The organism is Longimicrobium sp., assembly GCF_036399255.1.
Lineage (GTDB): Bacteria > Gemmatimonadota > Gemmatimonadetes > Longimicrobiales > Longimicrobiaceae > Longimicrobium.
Genome location: NZ_DASWNM010000087.1, coordinates 1 through 20,827, shown reverse-complemented (window position 1 = coordinate 20,827; position 20,827 = coordinate 1). Strand labels below are relative to the sequence as shown.

17 protein-coding genes and 1 pseudogene are annotated in these 20,827 nt (G+C 70.7%); 11 read left to right on the top strand and 7 right to left on the bottom strand.

The window, feature by feature from the left end; all coding sequences use genetic code 11:
- Window positions 1–46: 46 nt before the first annotated feature.
- Window positions 47–1,318: a 6-bladed beta-propeller gene (locus VGC13_RS15060; protein WP_331126086.1), complete on the bottom strand. Its 1,272-nt coding sequence runs from the start codon at window positions 1,316–1,318 to the stop codon at window positions 47–49.
- 138 nt (window positions 1,319–1,456) lie between these two features.
- Complete coding sequence (locus VGC13_RS15055; protein ID WP_331126085.1) at window positions 1,457–2,917, bottom strand: RNB domain-containing ribonuclease; 1,461 nt, start codon at window positions 2,915–2,917, stop codon at window positions 1,457–1,459.
- Between the two features lie 416 nt (window positions 2,918–3,333).
- Between VGC13_RS15055 and VGC13_RS15050 the strand changes: the two genes are divergently transcribed.
- Window positions 3,334–3,651, top strand: coding sequence for a hypothetical protein (locus VGC13_RS15050; RefSeq protein ID WP_331126084.1), 318 nt, complete (start codon window positions 3,334–3,336; stop codon window positions 3,649–3,651).
- A 259-nt stretch (window positions 3,652–3,910) separates the two neighbouring features.
- Here the strand turns inward: VGC13_RS15050 and VGC13_RS15045 are convergent, their stop codons facing one another.
- Together VGC13_RS15045 and VGC13_RS15040 are read right to left on the bottom strand one after the other, a co-directional pair.
- Window positions 3,911–6,553, bottom strand: coding sequence for an ABC transporter permease (locus tag VGC13_RS15045; protein ID WP_331126083.1), 2,643 nt, complete (start codon window positions 6,551–6,553; stop codon window positions 3,911–3,913).
- A complete protein-coding gene (locus VGC13_RS15040) occupies window positions 6,550–7,236 on the bottom strand; it encodes an ABC transporter ATP-binding protein (RefSeq protein ID WP_349264217.1) in 687 nt (228 codons plus the stop codon). The genes VGC13_RS15045 and VGC13_RS15040 overlap by 4 nt, the downstream gene beginning before the upstream one ends.
- Here VGC13_RS15040 and VGC13_RS15035 point away from each other — a divergent pair.
- The 8 genes from VGC13_RS15035 (at window position 7,223) to VGC13_RS15000 (ending at window position 15,214) form a co-directional block, all read left to right on the top strand.
- Window positions 7,223–7,999, top strand: a complete 777-nt coding sequence (locus VGC13_RS15035) for an arylesterase (RefSeq protein WP_331126082.1) — start codon at window positions 7,223–7,225, stop codon at window positions 7,997–7,999. The two genes, VGC13_RS15040 and VGC13_RS15035, sit on opposite strands and share 14 nt — an antisense overlap.
- Before the next feature lie 984 nt (window positions 8,000–8,983).
- Window positions 8,984–9,322: a hypothetical protein gene (locus VGC13_RS15030; protein ID WP_331126081.1), complete on the top strand. Its 339-nt coding sequence runs from the start codon at window positions 8,984–8,986 to the stop codon at window positions 9,320–9,322.
- Window positions 9,323–9,324: 2 nt separating this feature from the next.
- The gene (locus tag VGC13_RS15025) at window positions 9,325–10,506 is read left to right on the top strand and encodes a glutathionylspermidine synthase family protein (RefSeq protein WP_331126080.1); all 1,182 of its coding nucleotides are present in this window, start codon (window positions 9,325–9,327) and stop codon (window positions 10,504–10,506) included.
- A gap of 174 nt (window positions 10,507–10,680) precedes the next feature.
- A complete protein-coding gene (locus tag VGC13_RS15020; protein ID WP_331126079.1) occupies window positions 10,681–11,157 on the top strand; it encodes a hypothetical protein in 477 nt (158 codons plus the stop codon).
- Between the two features lie 531 nt (window positions 11,158–11,688).
- Window positions 11,689–11,940, top strand: a complete 252-nt coding sequence (locus VGC13_RS15015; RefSeq protein WP_331126078.1) for a hypothetical protein — start codon at window positions 11,689–11,691, stop codon at window positions 11,938–11,940.
- A 29-nt stretch (window positions 11,941–11,969) separates the two neighbouring features.
- Complete coding sequence (locus VGC13_RS15010) at window positions 11,970–12,815, top strand: zinc metalloprotease HtpX (protein WP_331126077.1); 846 nt, start codon at window positions 11,970–11,972, stop codon at window positions 12,813–12,815.
- Window positions 12,816–13,160: 345 nt separating this feature from the next.
- Window positions 13,161–14,813: an AMP-binding protein gene (locus VGC13_RS15005; protein ID WP_331126076.1), complete on the top strand. Its 1,653-nt coding sequence runs from the start codon at window positions 13,161–13,163 to the stop codon at window positions 14,811–14,813.
- A complete protein-coding gene (locus VGC13_RS15000; RefSeq protein WP_331126075.1) occupies window positions 14,810–15,214 on the top strand; it encodes a RidA family protein in 405 nt (134 codons plus the stop codon). The genes VGC13_RS15005 and VGC13_RS15000 overlap by 4 nt, the downstream gene beginning before the upstream one ends.
- Window positions 15,215–15,281: 67 nt before the next feature.
- Here VGC13_RS15000 and VGC13_RS14995 read toward each other — a convergent pair whose 3' ends face one another.
- The 3 genes and pseudogenes from VGC13_RS14995 to VGC13_RS14985 form a co-directional block, all read right to left on the bottom strand.
- On the bottom strand, window positions 15,282–16,880 hold the full coding sequence (locus tag VGC13_RS14995; protein ID WP_331126074.1) for a phospholipase D-like domain-containing protein: 1,599 nt from the start codon (window positions 16,878–16,880) through the stop codon (window positions 15,282–15,284).
- A gap of 464 nt (window positions 16,881–17,344) precedes the next feature.
- Window positions 17,345–17,896, bottom strand: coding sequence for an outer membrane beta-barrel protein (locus VGC13_RS14990; RefSeq protein WP_331126073.1), 552 nt, complete (start codon window positions 17,894–17,896; stop codon window positions 17,345–17,347).
- A gap of 128 nt (window positions 17,897–18,024) precedes the next feature.
- Window positions 18,025–18,354: pseudogene (locus VGC13_RS14985) on the bottom strand (FKBP-type peptidyl-prolyl cis-trans isomerase); the annotation flags it as partial.
- Window positions 18,355–18,594: 240 nt separating this feature from the next.
- On the opposite strand from VGC13_RS14985, the gene VGC13_RS14980 reads away from it, so the two are divergent.
- Together VGC13_RS14980 and VGC13_RS14975 are read left to right on the top strand one after the other, a co-directional pair.
- A complete protein-coding gene (locus VGC13_RS14980) occupies window positions 18,595–18,825 on the top strand; it encodes a hypothetical protein (RefSeq protein ID WP_331126071.1) in 231 nt (76 codons plus the stop codon).
- A gap of 92 nt (window positions 18,826–18,917) precedes the next feature.
- The gene (locus VGC13_RS14975) at window positions 18,918–20,693 is read left to right on the top strand and encodes an amidohydrolase family protein (RefSeq protein ID WP_331126070.1); all 1,776 of its coding nucleotides are present in this window, start codon (window positions 18,918–18,920) and stop codon (window positions 20,691–20,693) included.
- The last annotated feature ends 134 nt before the right edge of the window (window positions 20,694–20,827 follow it).

The window sequence follows — 20,827 nt, the reverse complement described above, 5'->3', positions numbered from 1 at the left end:
TGCTGCAGCAGAGCGGAGTTCATTCCTCCGCTCTGCTGCAGCGGCATCACCGCCAGCTCTCCGGCAGCCGCCGCACGATCACGCGCTCCACGTCGTTCTCGTCGCGTTCAACGTATGCAGCCAGTCCGCCGCGGCTGATCGCGTCAGGCAGGCGCGTGCCGGTGATCGTACCCAGGTACTGTCCTTCCGGCGTGACCAGATCGATCGGTCCCGGCTCGCCGACCACCGGGCCGGTGCGTTCGATCCACAGCTTGCCGGAAGGCGTTACCCGCAGTCCTCGCAGCGCCGGGATCGTATCGGCAAAACGCATGTTGGCCAGCTCCCGCTCCTGCATCTGGCGGGCGTTCGCGGGCGGAGGATCGTTGCTACCGCCACCTCGCCTGATCATGATGCCGCCCCGACCGCTGGCTATCATCTCTCGCCGTTCCTCACGCGCGCGATCACGATCGGCCTCGGTGGTAAGCCGTGTGCGCGTGGGCCGCTGCAGATAGCGCACGGTCTGCCCGCTGGCGTCCAGAATGCGGATGGTGTACCCCGGTGTAAAGCTGAGCGCCATCTGTCCGGTGGAGAGCGCGCCGAAAAGCACCGGAGGCGAAAACGCTGGCGGGCCGCTGATCCGCATCGCCACACGCTGGCCCTGCCCCTGGCCTCGGCCAGTTGGCTCCGCCAACTGCTGCACCGTCCACTGCTGGGGAACGTTGTACAGGTGGGTCGGCGCAGCCCCGGAGAGCGGTTGGAACATGAGCGGTATGGTCGCTTCGGACCGCGTGCTGGTTCCCATGCGCATGGTCTCGGACGGAGCCTGCCGGAAGGTGCCTACCACCCCGCCGCGCGGATGCCAGGCGAGCGTTGCCGACATCGCGGGCATCCAGCCTTCCATGAGCACGTTCCGGATGAACGTTCCGTCCGGCCGGAACAGCGAATAGGCAGGACGACCCAGGTCCTGGATGATGATCGTTCCATCCGGCGCCACCACCACCTGCAGCGGCATCATCAGCTCCCCCGGCCCCTCGCCTTGCGAGCCGATCTGCCGAAGAAAGCGCCCGGTGCGGTCGTAGACCATAACCCGCGCGCTCTGGCGGTCCAGCACGTACAGGTTCTCCGCCGCGTCGAACGCCACCCCGGCCACGATGCCGAACATCTCGTGCGCGGCCCCTTCGGCGCGGCCGATGGCAAAGACCTGCGCGGGGGTGCCGGCCAGCGGGCGGTCGCGCTCGGGAAGCCGGACCACGCGGTCCTGCGCCGCCGCCGTCCCCGCGCCCATCGTCAGCAGCGCCGCCAGCAGGGGCGCCGCGTACCGGTGTTTGATGTGGATCATCTTCCGTCACCCGTGGTGATGGTGTAGCGAGCCCCGGCGCCATCGGGGCGCCGCGTTCCGGACGGGTGTGATTCCGGCACCCCGCGGGAGGTTGCCGGTGAAAGGATGAGCAATCGATGAAGAGCCGCGTTCGCCCGGTCAGGCCAGGGTAAAGGTCACGCGCCCCTCATCCACCGAAACGCGGTCCAGCGTCACCTGCACCGCGTCGCCCGCGGCGGGCTTGCGGCCGCCGGCCTCGGCGACGGCGCGCACGGGCGGGTCCTCGATCTGCACCTCCACGTCGCCGTCGCGCTTGCCCAGCACCGTCGCGGCGAAGCGCTGGCCCACGCGGTCGCGCAGCACCCACGCCTCGGCGATGTCGATGGCCAGGCGCTCGAAGCGGCTCTCGCGGCGCTCCGCCTCGTCCATGGTCTTCGGCAGGCGCCGCAGCGTCGCAACCTCGTCCGCGGAGGGGCGCCCGCCGGCGGAAAGCTGCACGAGCAGGTCCAGCACGTAGCGGTCGCACAGGCGGCGCAGGGGCGCGGTGGTGTGCGCGTACGGCATGGCCAGCGCGTGGTGCAGCGGGTCCGCGGGCAGTTCCCCGTCGAACGCCAGGTAGTCGGCGCCGCGGTTCACGCGCCTGGCCTGCCACAGCAGCGGCGTGACGAGCGGATGCGTGATGTCGACGGTGCGGATGAACTCCGCGTACGACACCCCCTCCGGCCAGGGAAAGCGCAGCGTCCCCGCCGCGCGGCGAAAGCTTTCCACCGCGGCGGGCTCCGGCGCGCCCATCACGCGCACCAGCCCCACCCGCGCCTCCAGCATCATCAGCGCGGCCGCGTGGCCGGTGAGCAGCGACACCTGCTCGTTCCACTCCTCGGACGGCTGCGGCGCCTCGAACTCCAGCTCGTATCCCAAGGGCCGCGTGGTGAGCTGCGTAACGTGCTGCGAGACCAGGGGGATGGAGACGCCGCCGCGCGCCGCCTCCACCTTCTCGCGCAGCTCGCCGAAGCGGCGCATGGCCATCAGCCCGTCCGCCCATTCCTCGCCGGCGAACAGCCGCTCGCCCCCGCACACGTGCTCCACCACCTGCGCGTACGTCAACTGCGCGCGGCTGCGCACCAGCGCCCGGCGCACGACGGTGGACCGCAGCTCCCCCGCGGCGTCCAGGCCGAACTCGAAGAGCATGGCGGGGCGGTCCTGGTCCGGAAGCAGGCTGCCGGCGCCCTGGCTGAGCACGGGCGGATACAGCGGCTCCTTGCGGTCCGGCCCGTACACCGTGAGCCCGCGCCGCCACGCCTCCGCCTCCAGCGCGCCGCCGCGGTCCACGAAAAAGCCCACGTCCGCGATGGCGTAGAACAGCTGGATTCCGCCGCCGTCCGCCTCGCGGACGTACAGCGCCTGGTCCAGGTCGCGGCTTCCCGGCGGGTCGATGGTGACCAGCGGCAGGTCGCGCCGGTCCTCGCGTCCGTCCTCCACCGTCGCGACGCGCTTCGCGGACGCCTCCGCCTCCGCCAGCACCTCCGGCGGAAACGTGCAGCGGATGCCCAGCTCCGTGCGCGCGGCGTCCAGCGCGCGCTCTACCTGGCCCCGTTCATCCGTCCCATTGCCGGAATGCATGTGCGCCCGAGTAAAGGTGAAACGGCCGCCGCAACGCCGCGGACGGACGCATTCAAGCTGGTGCGGTGGCGGAGGAAAGCGCAACGGGGATGGATGGATGCACGGGGCCCCGGCGAAGACGGAGCGATCGGCCAGGAATGGAGTGCGCGGGGAGCGGCCAGGCGGGGGAGACGACGGATGGAATGAACAGAATGGGCGTGCCCCTATCGGTGAAACGGATGGATTCACCGCTGGAAATTCGCGGATCTCCCGCGCCTATCCAGTAGCAAGGCCGATTTTGAGCGGCACTGGAAATCAAAGACAATCGATTAAGGACAAAATCTTGGAAAGCGGCGGAGTGTGGGGTACATTGCCCGTCAGATGTGGCACACGGCGTTGGCCGCATCTCGACACCCATCCCCCAGGAGCCTCCCATCATGAAGAAGCTGGCCCTCGATCTGGACGAGCTGTGCGTGGAATCGTTCGACACCACGGCCCCCCCGAAGGACTCCCGCGGCACCGTTCAGGGCAACATGCAGTCGTATTATGGCGGCACGTGCGCCCAGACGTGCTACACGTGCGCGGGCACCTGCCAGGTCACGTGTTACAACTCGTGTGCGGGCACGTGCCACGAGCCCTCGTGCAATGGCGGCACGTGCTACGCCTCGTGCCAGGGTTCGTGCTACGATCAATCGTGCGGTGGATCGTGTGCGGGACAGCATACCTGCGCCGCGGGGATCTGCATTCCGTTCTGATCCGCTCTGGGGCAGGGACTGACATGCGCGGGTCGCCGGTCGCGTGGCGACGTTATCGCGCAGGCTGGATCGCACGGAGCGGAGCGGGGTGGGGGGCTGAATTCGCGCCTGCGTCAATCCGCGAATGGGAAGTCAAAGCGATCGGGGGCGCTCCGTATCCGGGGCGCCCCCGTCTGCCATGGAACGGCGGCTCGGCCGCTCGAGGCGCGGGGTCCGTTTCGATCGGGAATGCGGCATGTGATTCAGATGGTACCGCCGCTCACTCCTCCCGCAGCGCCTCCAGCGGGGTGTGGCGGAATACCTCGCGGCTGGCGAGCAGGCCCACGGCGGCGGAAAGGGCGGTGACGCCCAGCGCCAGCCACAGCAGCGGCAGCACCGGCACGGCGTACTCCACCTCAAACAGCCACTTGGCCAACCCCCATCCGGCGGCCACCGCCAGCAGGATGCCCGCCAGGCTGGCCAGCAGCCCCAGCGCCAGGTACTCCGCCAGCAGCACGCGCCCGATCTGCCGGCGCGTGGCGCCCAGGGTGCGCAGCAGCACGCTCTCGCGAATGCGCTGCAGCCGGCCCGCCAGCACCGCCCCCAGCAGCACGATGAACCCCGTCGCCACGCTGAAGGCGGCCAGGAAGCGGATGACGGCGGCCACGCGGCCCAGCACGTCGTCCAGGGCGGCCTGGATGGCCGTCAGGTCCAGCACGGCCACGTTGCTGAACCGCCGCACCACGTCGCGCTGCGCCGCCGCGCGGGCGGGCGCGCCCGGCGCGCGGGCCAGCATCACCCAGGTCTGCGGCGCACCCTGCAGCACGCCCGTGGGAAAGACGGCGAAGAAGTTGGGCTCCAGCCGCTGCCAGTCCACCTCGCGAATCGACGTGATGCGCGTGGGAATGCGCACGCCCTGCACGTCCCAGGTGATCAGGTCGCCCACGTCCACCTTCAGGTCCTCGGCCACGGCGACGTCCATCGACACCTCCGCCGGCTGGCTGCCCGACGCCCCGCCGCCGCCCGGCCGCCACATCCGCCCGCGCAGCAGCTTTTCAGAATCCACCAGCGTGTCGCGGTAGGTGGATCGATACTCCCGCCGCACCGCCCATCCCTCCGGCCGGTCGTCCCCCGCGGGCCCGCCGTTGCGCTGCTCGCCGCCCTTGGGCCGATCGTCAGCGTCTTCCTCACCTTCGTCCGGCGGCGGACCCTCTTCCTCCTCCATGCCGCCGCGGCCGGGGGCCAGGACCGAGGCCAGGACGCCGTTGATGGCGTGGATGCGCATGGGGACGATGGGCGCGCGCTGCAGCACCTGCGTGCCGCCGCCGGCCAGGATCTGCGCCACGCCCGCCTCCTGCTCCTGCTGCACGTCGAACAGCAGCAGGTTCCCCTGGCTGCCCGCGTCCACCCGCAGCGGGCGCAGCAGGTTGCTCTGCATCAGGTAGACGACGGCGAGCAGAAAGACGCCGAAGCCCAGCGCCAGGACGACGACGCGCGTCTGGTTGCCCGGCCGGTGCAGGTTGGCGATCCCCTGCCGCGTGGGGTAGCCCAGCGCGCCCGTCGGTGCCCGGCGCGCGGCTTTGGTCACCAGCCACGCGGCCATCCACAGGGCGAACAGCGTTCCCGCGATCCCCGCCGTGAACATCCACCCCGTCCGCATCTCCCCCGCCTGGAGGAAGACGAGCGCGACGATGCTGGCCGCCAGCAGCGCCCATCCGCCGATGACCCACGGGTCGCGGCGGCGTACGTCGTCTTCCTCCACCCGCCGGCGGATGGCCTGCAGCGGCGAAATGCGGCGCGTGGCGATCAGCGGCAGCAGCGCGAAGGCCACGGCGATCCATACCCCCACCCCCACGCCGGTGAGCACCGCGGGAATGCTGAGCGACGTATCCACCTGCACGGGAAGCAGATCCGCCAGCAGCCGCGGCAGCACCCACTGCACGGCGAGGCCGATCGCCGTCCCCAGCGCCGCGCCGATCAGCCCCATCACCCCCGCCTGGAGGAGGTAGATGAAGATGACCTGCGGCGCCGTGGCCCCCAGGCAGCGCAGCGTGGCCACCGTGTCGCGCTTCTGGGCGATGTACGCGCCCATCGCGCTGGCCACGCCGATGCCGCCCAGCAGCAGCGCAAAGGTCCCCACGAGGGCAAGGAAGCTCCCCAGCCGCCGCAGCGCGCGGTCCAGGTCCGCCTGCTGCTCGCGCGCCGTCTCTACCCGCACCCGCTCGTCGCGCAGCTGCAGGCGGCGCTCCGCCAGCAGCCGGTCCGCGTCCACCGCCGGCATGCACGCGTACGCCTCGTACTCCGCGCGGCTGCCGAAGCGGATGAGCTGCGTTTCGCCCACGAAGCGCGCGGGGATGTAGATGCGCGGCGCGAACAGCGAGCCGATGGCCACCGCGCCCGGCACCTTTTCCAGCGTGCCGATGATGGTGAAGCGCCCCTCGCCCAGCTGAATGACGTCGCCCACGCGGGCGTCCAGCGCGGTGAGCAGCGCGGGGTCCGCCAGCGCGTTGCGGCCCGCCTGCAGCCCCGGCCAGCGCCCCGCCGGGCCGGTGACGATCTCGCCGTAGTACGGGTAGCCGGCCTCCACCGCGCGCACCTGCGCCAGCCGCGCGCCGCCCGTGCGCTCCACCAGCGCCATGGACGCGAACGACGTCACCCGCGCCACGGGAACGCGCGCGCGGCGCAGCGAGTCCAGCACCGCCTCCGTCCTGGGGCCGAACGGGCGGTTGCTGGCCAGGCTCAGGTCCGCCCCCATCATGTCGCGCGCCTGGTCGCGCACGCCGGCCGACAGGTTGGCCGCGAACGACTGCGTGGCCACCAGCGCGGCCACGCCCAGGGTGATGGAGGAGAGGAACAGCAGCAGGCGGCGCCGCGCAAAGCGGCTCTCGCGCCACGACAGCGCGAGCAGGGGTCGCAGGCTCACGATGCGCCGCCCCGCTGGTCGCTCACCACGGCGCCGTCGGCCAGGCGGATGACGCGGCGCATGCGGCCCGCCAGCTCCAGGTCGTGCGTCACCAGGACCAGCGTGGTGCCCAGCTCGCGGTTCAGCTCCATCATGAGCTCGATGATGCGTGCGCCGGTGGCGGCATCCAGGTTGCCCGTAGGCTCGTCGGCGAACAGGATGGCCGGGCGGTGTATGAAGGCACGCGCCAGCGCCACCCGCTGCTGCTCGCCGCCGGAAAGCTGCGTGGGGTAGTGGTGCCCGCGCCCGCCCAGTCCGACGCGATCGAGAAGCTCGTCCGCGCGTGCGCCGCCGCCGCCGTCGCCGGCCAGGTCCAGCGGCACGGCCACGTTTTCGCGCGCGGTGAGCGTGGGGATGAGCTGAAAGGACTGGAAAACGAAGCCGATCTTTTCGCGCCGCAGGCGAGCGCGGTCGTCTTCGGAGAGGGCGCCCAGGTCGGTGCCGTCCAGCAGCACGCGTCCGCCGGTGGGGCGGTCCAGGCCGGCCAGAAGGCCCAGGAGGGTGGTCTTTCCGCTGCCGGACGGGCCCACGATGGCCACCGTCTCGCCGGGCTCAACCTGAAAGCTTACGTTCTGCAACGCCGCCAGCGGTCGTCCGCCGCTGCGATAGGATTTCTGGAGATCGTCCGCAATGAGCATCGTCACGCCGTTCGCACTTCGCACCCGCCCATGGTGGGCCCTTATCCTGCCGCTCCTGATCTTCGGGTGCGGCCGCCCTGAAAGCAACCAGCCGCCCGCCGGGGACGCCACGTCCGCGGCCGCCGGGGGCGAGTCCTCATCCCCCAGGCGGACGGTGATGTTCCTGGGCACCAGCCTGACGGATGGATACGGGCTGGAGCGCGAGGACGCGTATCCCGCGATCATCCAGCAGAAGGTGGATTCCGCCGGGCTGCCCTGGGAGGTGGTGAACGCGGGCCTCAGCGGCGAAAAGAGCGCCGGGGCGCTGCAGCGCATGCGCAGCTGGCTCATCCGCCAGCCGTTCGACGTGCTGGTGCTGGAGACCGGCGCCAACGACATGCTTACGGGCGGCGACGTGGACGCCATGCGCGCCAACATCCAGGCCATCGTCGACACCGTGCGCGCCGCCCGGCCGGACGCGCGCATCGTGCTGGCGGGGATGATCGCGGCGCCCAACCTGGGGCGGCGCTACGGGAACCGGTTCAACGGCGCGTATCCCCAGCTGGCGCGCGAGAACGGGCTTACCTTGATTCCGTTTCTGCTGGACGGCGTGGCCGCGCAGCCGCGGCTGAACCTGGCGGACGGCATCCACCCCAACGAGCAGGGCCACCAGATCGTGGCCGCCAACGTGTGGAAGACGCTGGAGCCCATCCTGCGCGACCCGGCGGCCGCGGCTCCGGTGCCCGCGGAGACGGTACCTGCGGCGGCGGATAGCGCGGCGGGGGCGTAGCGGCAGGGGAACGACCGGAGCGCTTCAGCCCCGCTCTGTCCCGGGCGGGTGAACCCGCGGCTGGAAAAGCGAGAAGCCCCGCAAACCGCGCGGGGCTATGTGACCGCAGGTTTGGTGTCGCCCCGCGAATCTGTCATTCCGAGGGAGCGCACGCGCAGCACCTTGCCCGACCACAAGACCCGGAGCGCGACCGAGGAATCTACCGTCGGAATGCTCGTGACTCGTCGAAGAGCACCGTGCCCGCCTCTTGCGGGAGCGAGTGAACTCGCCGCAACGACTGCGGAAAGCCCCGCAAACTGCGCGGGGCTTCAGCAGCAACACCGCCGCATGCCTGCGGCACACACCCGTCGGCGAAGGCCGACATCGCGTCTTCCCAGCCGCGAATTCATTCGCCCGGCGGCCCCTCCGCGCCCGGACCTCGCACGGGAGCGAGTGAACTCGCCGCAACGACAGCGGAAAGCCCGCAAACCGCGCGGGGCTTCAACGCGGCGCAGGCCGACATCGCGTTGTCCCAGCCGCGAATTCATTCGCCCGGCGGCCGGGCGCTGAGTCCATGCCCCTCCGCCCGCGGACCTCGCGCGGGAGCGAGTGAACTCGCCGCAACGACTGCGGAAAGCCCCGCAAACCGCGCGGGGCTTCAACAGCAACACCGCCGCACGCATGCGGCAGATACCCGTCCGCGCAGGCGGACATTGCGTCTTCCCAGCCGCGAATTCATTCGCCCGGCGGCGGGCGCGCTGGATTCATGCCCCCGCGAGGCCGGCGGCCCACAGCCCCGCGCAGTTTGCGGGGCTTCCCGCTGTTCCAGCCGCGGGTTCACCCGCCCGAGACAGACCTGGCCGGCGAAATCGCGGATCGAGGTGCGGCAGTTCACCCCCACATCCGCCCGAAACCGAAATGCTCCGGCGGCGTATAGTGATGTCGTCCAAGCGGATGGCTCACCTTGCCGTCCACGGACGTTCACCTTTTGCAGGTGGGATGCACTTGAAGAAATCGACCGCGATCCGGCTTACGCTGGTGTCGTCGATCGCCATGGGCGCCGCCTCGTGCGGGGAAAGCCGCCCCACGCAAACCATGCGGGGGTACTGCGACCCCGCCAACCCCGAAGTGTGCGAAGAGCGCCCGCGCTCGGGCTTCATCCCCATGTACTACCCCATCTTCTGGGGCGGGTACTACTACGACAACCGCGGCACGGCGCGCACCCGTCCGGGCGGCCCCATCGCCCGCAACGCGCCCGCGCCCAGCGTGAGCCGCGGCGGCTTTGGACGCACGGGCTCGGTACGGAGCGCCGGCGGCGGTCGCAGCGGCAGCGTCGGCGGCTGACCATGCAGCGGCACACGCACGCCCCCCGCGAGGGGTGGGAAAAGAAGGTGGAGGACGTGGGGCTGCGGCACCACACGGCCGGCGGCGTGCCGTACTGGCACGAGGAAGCGCACTACACCTTTGCGCTGGACCAGGTGTACCGCATCGAGAACGCCACCCGCGAGATGCACCGCCTGTGCGTCGAGGCGGCCGAGGCGATCATCCGCGAAAAGCGCTACGCGGAGCTGGCCATCCCCCCCGCCGCCGTGCCGCTGATCGAGCAGTCGTGGGAAGCCGACGCGCCCTCGCTGTACGGGCGCTTCGACTTTTCGTACGACGGCACCGGCGAGCCGCGGATGCTGGAGTACAACGCCGACACCCCCACCAGCCTGGTGGAGGCCGCGGTGGCGCAGTGGTTCTGGCTGGAAGAGCGCTTTCCCGGCGGCGACCAGTTCAACCGCCTGCACGAGGCGCTGGTCGAAACGTGGACGGAGCTCAAGCCGCACCTGCTGGACGGCACCGTGCACTTTTCCTCGCTCCAAGACGTGGAGGACGAGGCCACGATCGTCTACCTGCGCGACACGGCGCAGCAGGCGGGGCTGCGCACCGTGCAGCTGGGGGTGCAGGACATTGGCTGGGACGCGGCCAACGGCTGGTTCGTGGACGTGGACGGCGCCCCCATCCGCTGCATGTTCAAGCTGTACCCGTGGGAGTGGATGGTGCACGAGGAGTTCGGCGCGCACCTGGGCGCCACCGTCGACCGCATGCAGTGGATGGAGCCCGCGTGGAAGATGCTGCTGAGCAACAAGGGCATCCTTCCCCTCCTGTGGGAGCGCAACCCCGGGCACCCCAACCTGCTTCCCGCGTACCGGGACGAGTTCATGTTCCGGCGGGGGGTGGACGCGTACGTCGCCAAGCCGCTGCTGAGCCGCGAGGGCGCCAACGTGCGCATCGTCTCGCCCTGGCACCCGGCGGCGGCCAGCGGCGGCGACTACGGCGAGGAGGGCTTCGTGTACCAGGAGTACGCGCCGCTCCCGGAGATGGACGGGCAGCGGCCGGTGATCGGCAGCTGGATCATCGGGCAGGAGCCGGCGGGGATGGGGATCCGCGAATCGTCGGGCCCCATCACCGACAACCTGAGCCGGTTCGTGCCGCACCGCATCGTCAACCCGTTGCGGGAGCCCGTGTTCCGGCAGGCACGCTGACCCCCGCCCTCCCCGCCGCACCGGGGAGGGCGGCGGCGTTGTGTTCGCTCCGCGTGGGCCAATTGCCTTGGGCACCGTCCAACATGTACATTGTGTACAAAAGTCGGGGTGTGCACCAATGGACGAGACCTGGGAGGGAGCAGCGCAATGCAGCCGCCGCGCAGAATTCGGAAGATGACCGGGGGCGAGACCCCCACCGACCCGGCCGAGGTCCGGGCACTGATGGCCGAGCTGGCCCGCCGGGGCGACAGCGACAGCCTGCCGGACCAGCGGCTGATCCCGCAGCTGCGGACGGCGGTGATCGAGCGGGTGGAGCGCACGTCGCTGCGCAGCGCCGCCCGCGAGATCGGCATGTCGCCCACAGGGCTCAAGAAGTTCCTGGACGGCAACATGCCGTACACCAAGACCATTCACCGGCTGCGCAGGTGGTACCTGCACCACGCCGCCGACGCGCGCCAGGACATCAGCGAGGAGGACGCCTTCGCGGCGCTGCGGGTGCTGGTGCACGACCTGCCCGCCGCCGCCCAGGCCGAGACCATTGCGGGAATGCTGCGCTGCATGGAGGAAAGCTACGGCCGCAGCCACCGCGACGTGCCCGCCTGGGTGGCCGAGATGCGCGAGCGCTACAACCTGCCCAGGGCTGATCCCTGATCCGCGAAAAGATCGGCCTCATACCCAATCAGGGAAACAGCACCTTGATGGGTACAGAGGAACAGAGTCAGACAGAGAAACCAGGATGATATTTCAGCTCGCTTTCTCTGTCTGACTCTGTTCCTCTGTACGATCATTCTTTTCCGGATCTGGTATCACGCAGAGGCGCGTGCGTCTCCGCGTGGGGCTCGCCGTCGTGAACGCGGTGTGGATGAAGCTGCGTATGTTCATCCACCGGAGCGGTTTACGGGATGGAGACGGGTTAATCCAACCTTCATCCAGGGATCTTGAGCGGCGGGGACGATTGCGAGATATTCATTGGCGTGGGGAGTAGCCCGCCTGAGCGCACGGGGCCGCAGGGTGCCCTGGAGCCGCAAAGGACCGGCAGTCGTCATGACGGGGTCTGCGAACCCCCGGCGGCCGGAGGAGATACCGGGGCGAGACCACTGCGGACGCGTGCGCGCGTGTTGCAGGGTCTCGCCTTTTTGTGCGCCCCTGCGCCGCGAACCCTTCGGATCGGAGGACGGCGGAATGATCTGGATGCTGTCGATGCTGGTGCTGGCGGCGGCCGCGGCCGGCGTGTCGCGGCTCGTGCGCACGGCGATGCTGCACGGCCACCTGCTGGTGCTCAACGGGCCCGACGGCGCCACGCGCCTGTACGAGCGCAACGCGGACGGCCGGTACGCGCCGCTGCCGGTGGCGCAGATTCCCGCGGCGCTGCGCCGGTTCACCTGCGGCATTCCCGCCCAGGTAAAGGTGCGCGCCCGCAACGGGGAACGCTGACGGCTGGAAGAAGGAAGGAGGAGCGAGAGATGAGCAACTTCAAGGTGTTCCTGCTGATGGCCGGCATGACGGCGCTGTTCGGCGCCGTGGGCGGGCTGATCGGCGGGCAGGCGGGGATGATGCTGGCCCTGGTCTTTGCCGCCGTGATGAACGTGGCGATGTACTGGATGTCGGCGGGGATGGTGCTGCGGATGTACCGCGCCCGCACCCTGGTGCGCGACGAGGCGCCGGAGCTGTACGACATGGTGGACCGCCTGCGCCGGCGCGCCGGGCTGCCCATGCCCACGCTGGCCATTGCGCCCCACGCGCAGCCCAACGCCTTCGCCACGGGGCGCGACTACGACCACGCGGTGGTGTGCGTTACGCAGGGGCTGCTGGACCTGGTGCCCCGCGACGAGCTGGAGGGGGTGATCGCGCACGAGCTGGCGCACATCAGGAACCGCGACATGCTGCTGCAGACGGTCACCGCCACGCTGGCGGGTGCCATCGGCAACCTGGCCAACTTCGGCCTGTTCTTCGGCGGCGGCGACGAGGACGACAACCCGTTCGCGCTCATCGGCATGGCGATCCTGGCCCCCATCGCGGCCATGATCATCCAGATGGCCATCAGCCGCCAGCGCGAGTTCAGCGCCGACGCGCTGGGCGCGCAGATCAGCGGCCGGCCCGCGGGCCTGGCGAACGCGCTGCGGCGGCTTGAGGCGGGGGCGCGCAGCCTGCCCATGCACGTGACGCCCGCCGCCGCGCCGCTGGCGCAGGTGAACCCGCTGGCCGCGCACGGGGGCGGCATCAGCCGGCTGTTCAGCACCCACCCGCCCACGGAAGAGCGCGTGGCGCGCCTGCTGGCCATGCAGGAAGAGGTGCGGCTGGCCGCCTGATCCGCGCGCCGGTCCTCGAAAGGCTGTCCGGCTGAGGGATACGCGTTCCCCAGTCGGACTGTGAAAACCCAAAAGAAGGTTGGGGTACAGAGGAGCAGAGGTAGAGAAGAGAGATACAGAGGCCGAGAATTCCTCTGCATCTCTCTTTTCTACTCTGCTCCTCTGTACCCCCATTCCGTGCAGCAGCCCGCCGACGGTTCAGACGTATGGGGGGTGCGGGATGTCCGCCATCCGGGTCTGCAGGTTTGTGTGCTCTGTGCACTGGATATACGTTGCCACGGTCCGCGGATTGCGCGCGGCGTGTACGTTCGCTCCGCCGCTTCCGTCCCGTCCCCGGTAGCACCCATGGCCACGATGGAAACGCACGCCCCCGCCCAGCCCACCGCCTACGCGGACACCTTTGCCCGCGACCACGTTCCGCCGCCGGAGCTGCTGCCGTTCATCGACTGCTCCGCGCTCCCCGGCGACCTGGCGTATCCGCCGCGGCTGAACTGCGCGGTGGAGCTGCTGGACCGCATGGCGAACTCCGGCCACGCCGACCGCACCGCGTTCGTGTGGGACGGCGGGCGGTGGACGTACCGCGACGTGGTGGAGCGGTCCAACCGCATCGCCGCCGTGCTGCGCGACGAGCTGGGGCTGGTGCCCGGCAACCGCGTGCTGCTGCGCGGCTACAACTCGCCCATGATGGCGGCGTGCTGGTTCGGCGTGCTGAAGGCGGGCGGCATCGTGGTGGCCACCATGCCCCTGCTGCGCGCCCGCGAGCTCGCCAACGTGGCCGAAAAGGCGCAGATCCACCTAGCGCTGACGGACCATCGCCTGGCGGCGGAGCTGGAGGAAGCGCGGGGGATGGCGCCCGTGCTGCGCCGCGCGGTGGCGTGGGGCAGGGACGACGAGGGGTCGCTGGATTCGATGATGGCCGGCAAGCCCGCCGACTTCCAGGCGGTGGACACGGCGGCGGACGACGTGGCGATCATCGCCTTTACGTCGGGGACCACGGGCAAGCCCAAGGGGGCGATGCACTTCCATCGCGACATCCTGGCCGTCTGCGACACCTTCTCCAAGCACGTGCTGAAGCCGGGCCCGGACGACGTGTTCTGCGGGTCGCCGCCCATCGCCTTTACCTTTGGGCTGGGCGGGCTGCTGCTGTTTCCCATGCGCGTGGGCGCGTCGGCGCTGCTGGTGGAGGCACCCACGCCGCCCAACCTGCTGCAGGGCATCCAGGACCACCGCGCCACCATCCTGTTCACCGCGCCCATCGCCTACCGCGCCATGCCGGACCTGGTGCGCGGCTTCGACATCCGGTCGCTGCGCAAGTGCGTCTCCGCGGGCGAAACGCTGCCGCTGCCCACCTTCCAGGCGTTCGAGCGCGCGACGGGGATCCGGATCATCGACGGCATCGGCAGCACCGAGATGCTGCACATCTTCATCGGCTCGTCCGGCGACGACGTGCGCCCGGGATCCACCGGCCGCGCCGTTCCCGGGTACGAGGCGCGGGTGATCGACGAAGAAGGAAACCCGCTCCCCCCGGGCTCGGTCGGGCGGCTGGCGGTGCGGGGGCCCACAGGGTGCCGCTACCTGGACGACGAGGAGCGGCAGCGCGGCTACGTGCTGGACGGGTGGAACCTCACGGGCGACGCGTACCGGATGGACGAGGACGGCTACTTCTGGTACCAGGCGCGCACCGACGACATGATCATCTCCGCCGGCTACAACATCGCCGGGCCCGAGGTGGAGGGCGTGCTGCTGGAGCACCCGGCCGTGGCGGAGTGCGGCGTGGTCGGCCTGCCGGACGACGAGCGGGGGCAGGTGGTGAGCGCCTTCATCGTGCTGCGCGAGGGGGCCGGCGGCGGCGAGGCGCGCGTAAAGGAGCTGCAGGAGTGGGTCAAGGCGCGCATCGCCCCCTACAAGTACCCGCGCCGCATTACCTTCGTGGACGCGCTGCCCCGCACGCAGACGGGCAAGCTGCAGCGCTTTCGCCTTCGCCAGCCAAAGGGATGATGGAGATACTGCAGCCGGAGGGCTGGGGCGCGCCCAAGGGATACGCCAACGGCATCGCCGCCGAGGGGCGCGTGGTGTTCGTGGCGGGGCAGATCGGGTGGAACCCGCAGACCTGCGCGTTCGAGACGGACGACTTCGTGGGGCAGGCCGACCAGGCGCTGCGCAACGTGCTGGAGGTGCTGGCCGAGGGCGGCGCCGGGCCCGGGCACGTGGCGCGGATGACGTGGTTCGTGACCGACCGCGCGGCGTACCTGGCCAACACCCGCGCCCTGGGCCGCGTCTGGCGCGACTCCTTTGGCCGCCACTACCCCGCCATGACCCTCGTCATCGTCGCCGGCCTCCTGGAGGAGCGCGCGAAAGTCGAGATCGAGGCCACCGCCGTGGTGCCGCCCCGGGGCTGAGAACGCAGAGTACCTGGGGGACATCGAATCCGGAAACAACACCTTCAAGGATACAGATCGTTCTTTTTCAGGATCGACGGACCGACTGCGAGTCCTTGGACAAATCGCCGGGCGGCTCGCGGTTGCTGACGATGCGCACGACGGCGGCGAGGGCCAGCAGCAGGGTGAGCAGCGCCATGGGCCACGCGGTCACGCGGGGAAAAAAGAACCCCACCCCCGAAAGCGTGAGCAGGTACACCGCCCACACCGTCACCCATCCCGTGTCCTCGCGCCCCACCGTGCGCTGCCCCACCAGCGCGCGCCCCAGCACCGTGGCCGCGCGGGCCAGGCGCCCCAGGAACCGGCTTACCTGCGAGCCGCGGAACGAGCGCTGGCGCGCGTCGCGGGCGGCCGCGCGCGTGGGCGAGAGCTCGTCTTCGGCGTCCGGCGCGATCACCCGCTCCACCGCCCGCCGCTCGCGGATGCCGATTCCCGGCACGCGCGCCGAGTTCACCAGCGACACCTCGACCGACGACTCCAGGTCGCGCAGGAACAGCGCCTCCATCTCCGCCGCGAAGTTCAGGTCCGTCACCGCCACGTCCAGCTCCCAGTTTCCCAGCAGCGACGCCAGGTTCAGGTTGCTGCTCCCCACCCGCGACCAGAACCCGTCGGCCACCGCCGTCTTGGCGTGGATCATGGGCCCTTCCCACTCGAACAGCCGCACCCCCGCGTCCAGCAGCGGCCGGTACCCCGCGCGCGACATCCCCCCCACGATCGGCCAGTTGTTGTACGCCGGCACCAGCACCCGCACGTCCACCCCGTCGCGCGCGGCGCTGGCCAGCGCCTCGGCCATGGCGGGGGGAAGCACGAAGTACGGGTCGGTGATCCACAGCCGCTGCTCCACCCCCACCGAGACGAACTGCGAGATGCGGTAGATGCGCGAGCGCCCCGGCTCGCCCTCGACCACGCGCACGGACGTGCTTCCCACGGGGGCCACGGCCGCGGGGTCGGGGATCTCGTCCGGGGGCAGCACGCCCCCCGCCGTCATCCACGTCTTGCAGAAGGCACGGTCGATGACGGCCGCCACCGGGCCGCGGAACTCCACCCCCGTGTCGCGCCAGGCGGGAATTCCGGCCGCCGGGTCGCCCGCCCACTCGTCGCCGATGCACATTCCCGACACCGACGCCCACTCGCCGTCCACCGCCACTACTTTGCGGTGATCGCGGCGAATGAAGTTGAGCGGGTCGGTCAACGACGGCGGGGCAAAGGCGCGCACCTCGGCCCCGGCGTCGCGCAGCGGCTTCCAGAAGCGGTTGGGCGTGGCCCAGCAGCCGATCCAGTCGTACAGCACCCGCACCTTGATGCCGTCGCGCGCCCGCTCGGCCAGCAGGTCGCGAAAGCGCCGGCCGATGTGGTCGTCGCGGATGATGTAGTTTTCCAGGTGCACGTACCGCCGCGCCCGGCCGATGGCGTCGAGCCACGCCTGGAACGCGTCGATGCTCCCGGGCAGCAGGTGCGCGGTGTTGCCGCGGATCTGCGCGCTGTCGGAGGCGCGCACCATGGCCCGCTCCGCCATCCGCAGCATGACGCGCATGCTTGCGGCGGTGGACAGCTCGCGCGCTCCGGCTTCGGGAACGGGGAGGCCGCCGGACGCGTAGGTCGGGATGCCGGGAATGGGTTCGCGCACGTCGGGGGCGTGAGTGGGGACAGGCTCTTCGATGCCGTATTCGCAACTCGTCTGCCACCGCAATCTAGTCCCCTGTGCGCGACCCCTGCCAGCGCCGCGAATTTCGCCTGTCTGCACGCGGGATGAATCCAGGGATACGAAGCCCGGCGGACGGTGTCATTCCGAGGAAGGCGCGCCCGGTGCTCTCCAGAGGCACTGCTGCCTGAACGCCGACCGAAGAATCTGCCGGATGGGCGCACGGATCCGTCGGCTACGGCCGGGTTGGCCGCGAGGGGCCCCCGTTCCCGAGAAAGATTCTTCGGTCGGCGCACAGGGCTGCTGGGCGTTCCGGACGGCTCCGGGCGGCGCCTTCCTCAGAATGACAGTGATCGTCCGGACGGGCGTCTCTTTGTGGGCAACGCAAAAAGGCCGGCGGATTCGCTCCGCCGGCCCCTCCATCACCAGTGTGTGTCCGCCGATGCGGATCAGAACAGGGTGATGCCCACCAGCACCTGGTCGCGCTCCAGGTCGCCGCCCTGGTCCTCGGAGGCGGACTCGCTGACCCGGCGGTACTGCGCGTCCAGGCCAATCAGCTGGCTGAACTGAAAGCGCGCGCCCACCTGCCACCCCAGCTGCGTGCGGCTGTCCTTGAACTCGGGATCGGCCGCGCCGGCGTCCTCGATGGTGTACTGCCCCAGGCCGCCGTGCACGCCCACGTACGGCGTAACCGGCAGCAGGGGGATGTCGATGAAGTAGTTGGCCTCGGCCAGCACGCCAAAGCTGGTGCTCTCGCGGTCCACCTCGGTGGCCTTGCCGGTGGTGTAGGCGGTTACGCCCACGCCCAGGCTGAACGGCAGCACGAACTCGGCGCCCACGCTGAACCCGTCGGCCACGGGGGTCTGCGTGTCGCGGTTCTCCACGTCGCTGGCGTTGAACAGGTAGTGCCCCTTGAGCGCAAAGCCGCTCTGCGCCTGCGCGGTGCCGGCCGACGCCACCAGCGCGGCGGCCGCGGCGATCAACGGAATGGTCTTCCGCATGTACGTCTTTCCTGGTCCGGGTGCCTCGCGGAGCGCGGCCCCCGCATGGCGAAGGCCGCGCTCGTCGAATGCGGAAGGTGTATCCGCCGTCCGGGGCGAAAGTTCCATCCCGCGTCCCTGCTACGGGATCAGTGGATGCCCAGCAGCTCCACGTCGAACAGCAGGGTGCTGTTGGCGGGGATAGGGCCCATGTTGCGCGCCCCGTACCCCAGGTCGGCCGGAATCCGCAGCTGGCGCCGCCCGCCGATCTTCATCCCCGCCACGCCCTCGTCCCACCCCTTGATCACCTGCCCGGCGCCCAGCGGAAACGAAAAGGGCTGCCCGCGGTCGCGGCTGCTGTCGAACTTCCTGCCGTCTTCCAGGGTGCCGGTGTAGTGCACCGACACGGTGTCGCCCGCCCTGGCCTCCTGCCCTTCGCCCACCGCCTCGTCGCGGTACTGCAGCCCCGAGGGCGTCGTCGTCATCCCATCCGCCACGGTCGTTCTCCTGTTGGATTTTCCGGTCGATGTCCATCCCCCGCCGCGCGAGGTGCCCCCGCGCGCCGCAACCCCCGTTCCCCGCGATGGCGCGGCGCTGGCCGAGGATGGCTCCGCGGATGCGCATCCTCACCTTTGACGGCAGGTTGAGCACATCTTACACTCCCCGTCCCGGCGGCGCCACACGGCCGCCCGTTCATTCCCGGACCGGAGGAACGCGAGATGAGCAGAACAAGCGGGGGGATGCGGGGCGGGATCTTTGGGGTGGCGACGGCGGCGGCGCTGGCGTTCGGCGCGGCGCAGGCGCTTGCCCAGCCCGGCGCGGCGGCGCGGGACCCGCAGGCGTGCAACGGCGCACGGTGCAGGCAGGAGTGCCGCTCCATCGGCTACGACGACGGGCGGTGCGACCAGGGCGGCTGCGTCTGCCTGATCGTGGTGCCCACCCCGGGCTGATCACATCCGGAAGGATTTGACCGGCGGAGCGCACGTCCACTACTCTGTGGGCGTGCGCTTTCGTTCATCATCCACCCCACCCACGCGCCGCCATGAACATCCTCCGTGCCCTGGCCGCCTCGCTCGCCCTGTCGTCCATCCTTCCGGCGCCCGCGTCCGCCCAGCCGGCGTACCCGGCCGCGCAGCGCGCCCGCGACTCGGCCGAGGCGCTGGCCGCCTTTCGCGGCAACATCGGCGCGATCCACGCGCGCGACCGGGCCACGTACCTGACGTTCTACCTGCAGAGCGAGCGGCTGGCGCGCACCGGCCCCGGCGGCGTGAGCTGGGGGTACCAGGGAATGGCGGGCGGGGACCCCAACGCCTGGCCCGACACGCTGATCGCCACGCACGCCGAGGTGGTTCCGCTGGCGCCCGGCGTGGTATACGGCGCGTACCGCTACCGGGTGGTGCAGGGCGGCAGCCAGCGCGGCGTAAGCGAGCGCGTGCTGGTAAAGCAGCCGGACGGCAGCTGGAAGGTGGCCGTCAGCACCGCGTTCGGCAGCCCGGGCGACGCGCCGGTCCCCGCCTTTGCGCTCACCGGCGCCACGGTGATCGACGGGACGGGCGGGGCGCCGCTGCGCGACGCCACGGTGGTGATGCGCAACGGGCGGATCGCCTGCGTGGGCCGCTGCGAGGTGGGGGCGGACGTGCACACGATCGACGCGCGTGGAAAGTGGATCATCCCCGGGCTCATCGACGCGCACATGCACTACTCGCAGACCGGCTGGGCCGACGGGCGGCCGGACGCGGAGGACGTGCGCGCCCGCTTTCCCTACGACAGCACCGTGGCACACCTGGAGGCCCACCCCGAGCTCTTTCAGCGCAGCTACCTGTGCTCGGGGGTGACGGGGACGTTCGACGTGGGCGGCTACCCGTGGACGTGGGCCCTGCGCGACCGCGCGGAGCGGAACAACGCGGCGCCGCGCGTGGCCGCCGCGGGGCCGCTGCTCTCCACCATCGACCACTGGGTCAACACCCCCGCGCAGCGCCAGTTCGTCTACGCCTCAAACGACAGCAGCACGCGCGCGGCCGCCCGGATGGTGGCGCAGTACGAAAGCGATGCGGTGAAGGTGTGGTACCTGGCGGACGCGCCGGGCGCGGACACGGCCCACCTCAAGACGGTGCTGCGCGCGGCCGCGGACGAGGCGCGGCGGGCGGGGATTCCGCTCATCGTGCACGCCACCGGCCTGTGGGAGGCCAAGGACGCGCTGCGCGCCGGCGCGCGGCTGCTGGTGCACTCGGTGCAGGACCAGCCCGTGGACGACGAGTTCATCCAGCTGGCGCGCCAGGCGGGCGCCATCTACACCCCCACCCTCACGGTGGCGCAGGGGTACCTTCAGCTGTACGGCCGCGACTTCGACGAAACCGGGCTGCCCATGGAGTGCGTGGACCCCGCCACGCGCGCCAAGGCCGCGCGGACGGACTCGCTCCCGGCGAACAACTATCCCATGGCCCGCATTCGCCAGAGCCTGGAGCGTGAGCGGCTGATCATGGTCGACAACCTGCGCCGCGTGCACGCCGCGGGCATTCCCGTCGCCATGGGGACGGACGCGGGCAACCCGCTCACGCTTCACGGCGCCAGCGTGTTCCGTGAGATGGAGGCCATGGCCGCCGCCGGCATGTCGCCCATGGAGGTGCTGGTGGCCTCCACGCGCACCGCGGCGATGGCCATGGGGCGCGATTCCATCGGCACGCTGCGGCCGGGGATGGCGGCGGACCTGGTGGTGCTGGACGCGGACCCGCTGGAGAACGTGCGCAACCTGCGGGCGATTCGCCTCGTCGCCCGCGGCGGGGAGGTGTGGACGCGGCGGGAGCTGGAATATCGGTGAACGGGGCGGGGGGTGAACGGGTGAACGGGTGAACGGGTGAACGGGTGAACGGGTGAACGGGTGAACGGGTGAACGGGTGAACGGGTGAACGGGTGAACGGGTGAACGGGTGAACGGGTGAACGGGTGAACGGGT

What these genes read in the sequence shown, in the direction of transcription:
- VGC13_RS15055 (WP_331126085.1), bottom strand. Translation starts at nt 2,917, where the DNA reads ATGCATTCCGGCAATGGGACGGATGAACGGGGCCAGGTAGAGCGCGCG.
- VGC13_RS14990 (WP_331126073.1), bottom strand. Translation starts at nt 17,896, where the DNA reads ATGCGGAAGACCATTCCGTTGATCGCCGCGGCCGCCGCGCTGGTGGCG.
- VGC13_RS15000 (WP_331126075.1), top strand. Translation starts at nt 14,810, where the DNA reads ATGATGGAGATACTGCAGCCGGAGGGCTGGGGCGCGCCCAAGGGATAC.
- VGC13_RS15020 (WP_331126079.1), top strand. Translation starts at nt 10,681, where the DNA reads ATGACCGGGGGCGAGACCCCCACCGACCCGGCCGAGGTCCGGGCACTG.
- VGC13_RS15025 (WP_331126080.1), top strand. Translation starts at nt 9,325, where the DNA reads ATGCAGCGGCACACGCACGCCCCCCGCGAGGGGTGGGAAAAGAAGGTG.
- VGC13_RS15010 (WP_331126077.1), top strand. Translation starts at nt 11,970, where the DNA reads ATGAGCAACTTCAAGGTGTTCCTGCTGATGGCCGGCATGACGGCGCTG.
- VGC13_RS15005 (WP_331126076.1), top strand. Translation starts at nt 13,161, where the DNA reads ATGGCCACGATGGAAACGCACGCCCCCGCCCAGCCCACCGCCTACGCG.
- VGC13_RS15015 (WP_331126078.1), top strand. Translation starts at nt 11,689, where the DNA reads ATGATCTGGATGCTGTCGATGCTGGTGCTGGCGGCGGCCGCGGCCGGC.
- VGC13_RS15060 (WP_331126086.1), bottom strand. Translation starts at nt 1,318, where the DNA reads ATGATCCACATCAAACACCGGTACGCGGCGCCCCTGCTGGCGGCGCTG.
- VGC13_RS15035 (WP_331126082.1), top strand. Translation starts at nt 7,223, where the DNA reads ATGAGCATCGTCACGCCGTTCGCACTTCGCACCCGCCCATGGTGGGCC.
- VGC13_RS14980 (WP_331126071.1), top strand. Translation starts at nt 18,595, where the DNA reads ATGAGCAGAACAAGCGGGGGGATGCGGGGCGGGATCTTTGGGGTGGCG.
- VGC13_RS14975 (WP_331126070.1), top strand. Translation starts at nt 18,918, where the DNA reads ATGAACATCCTCCGTGCCCTGGCCGCCTCGCTCGCCCTGTCGTCCATC.
- VGC13_RS15050 (WP_331126084.1), top strand. Translation starts at nt 3,334, where the DNA reads ATGAAGAAGCTGGCCCTCGATCTGGACGAGCTGTGCGTGGAATCGTTC.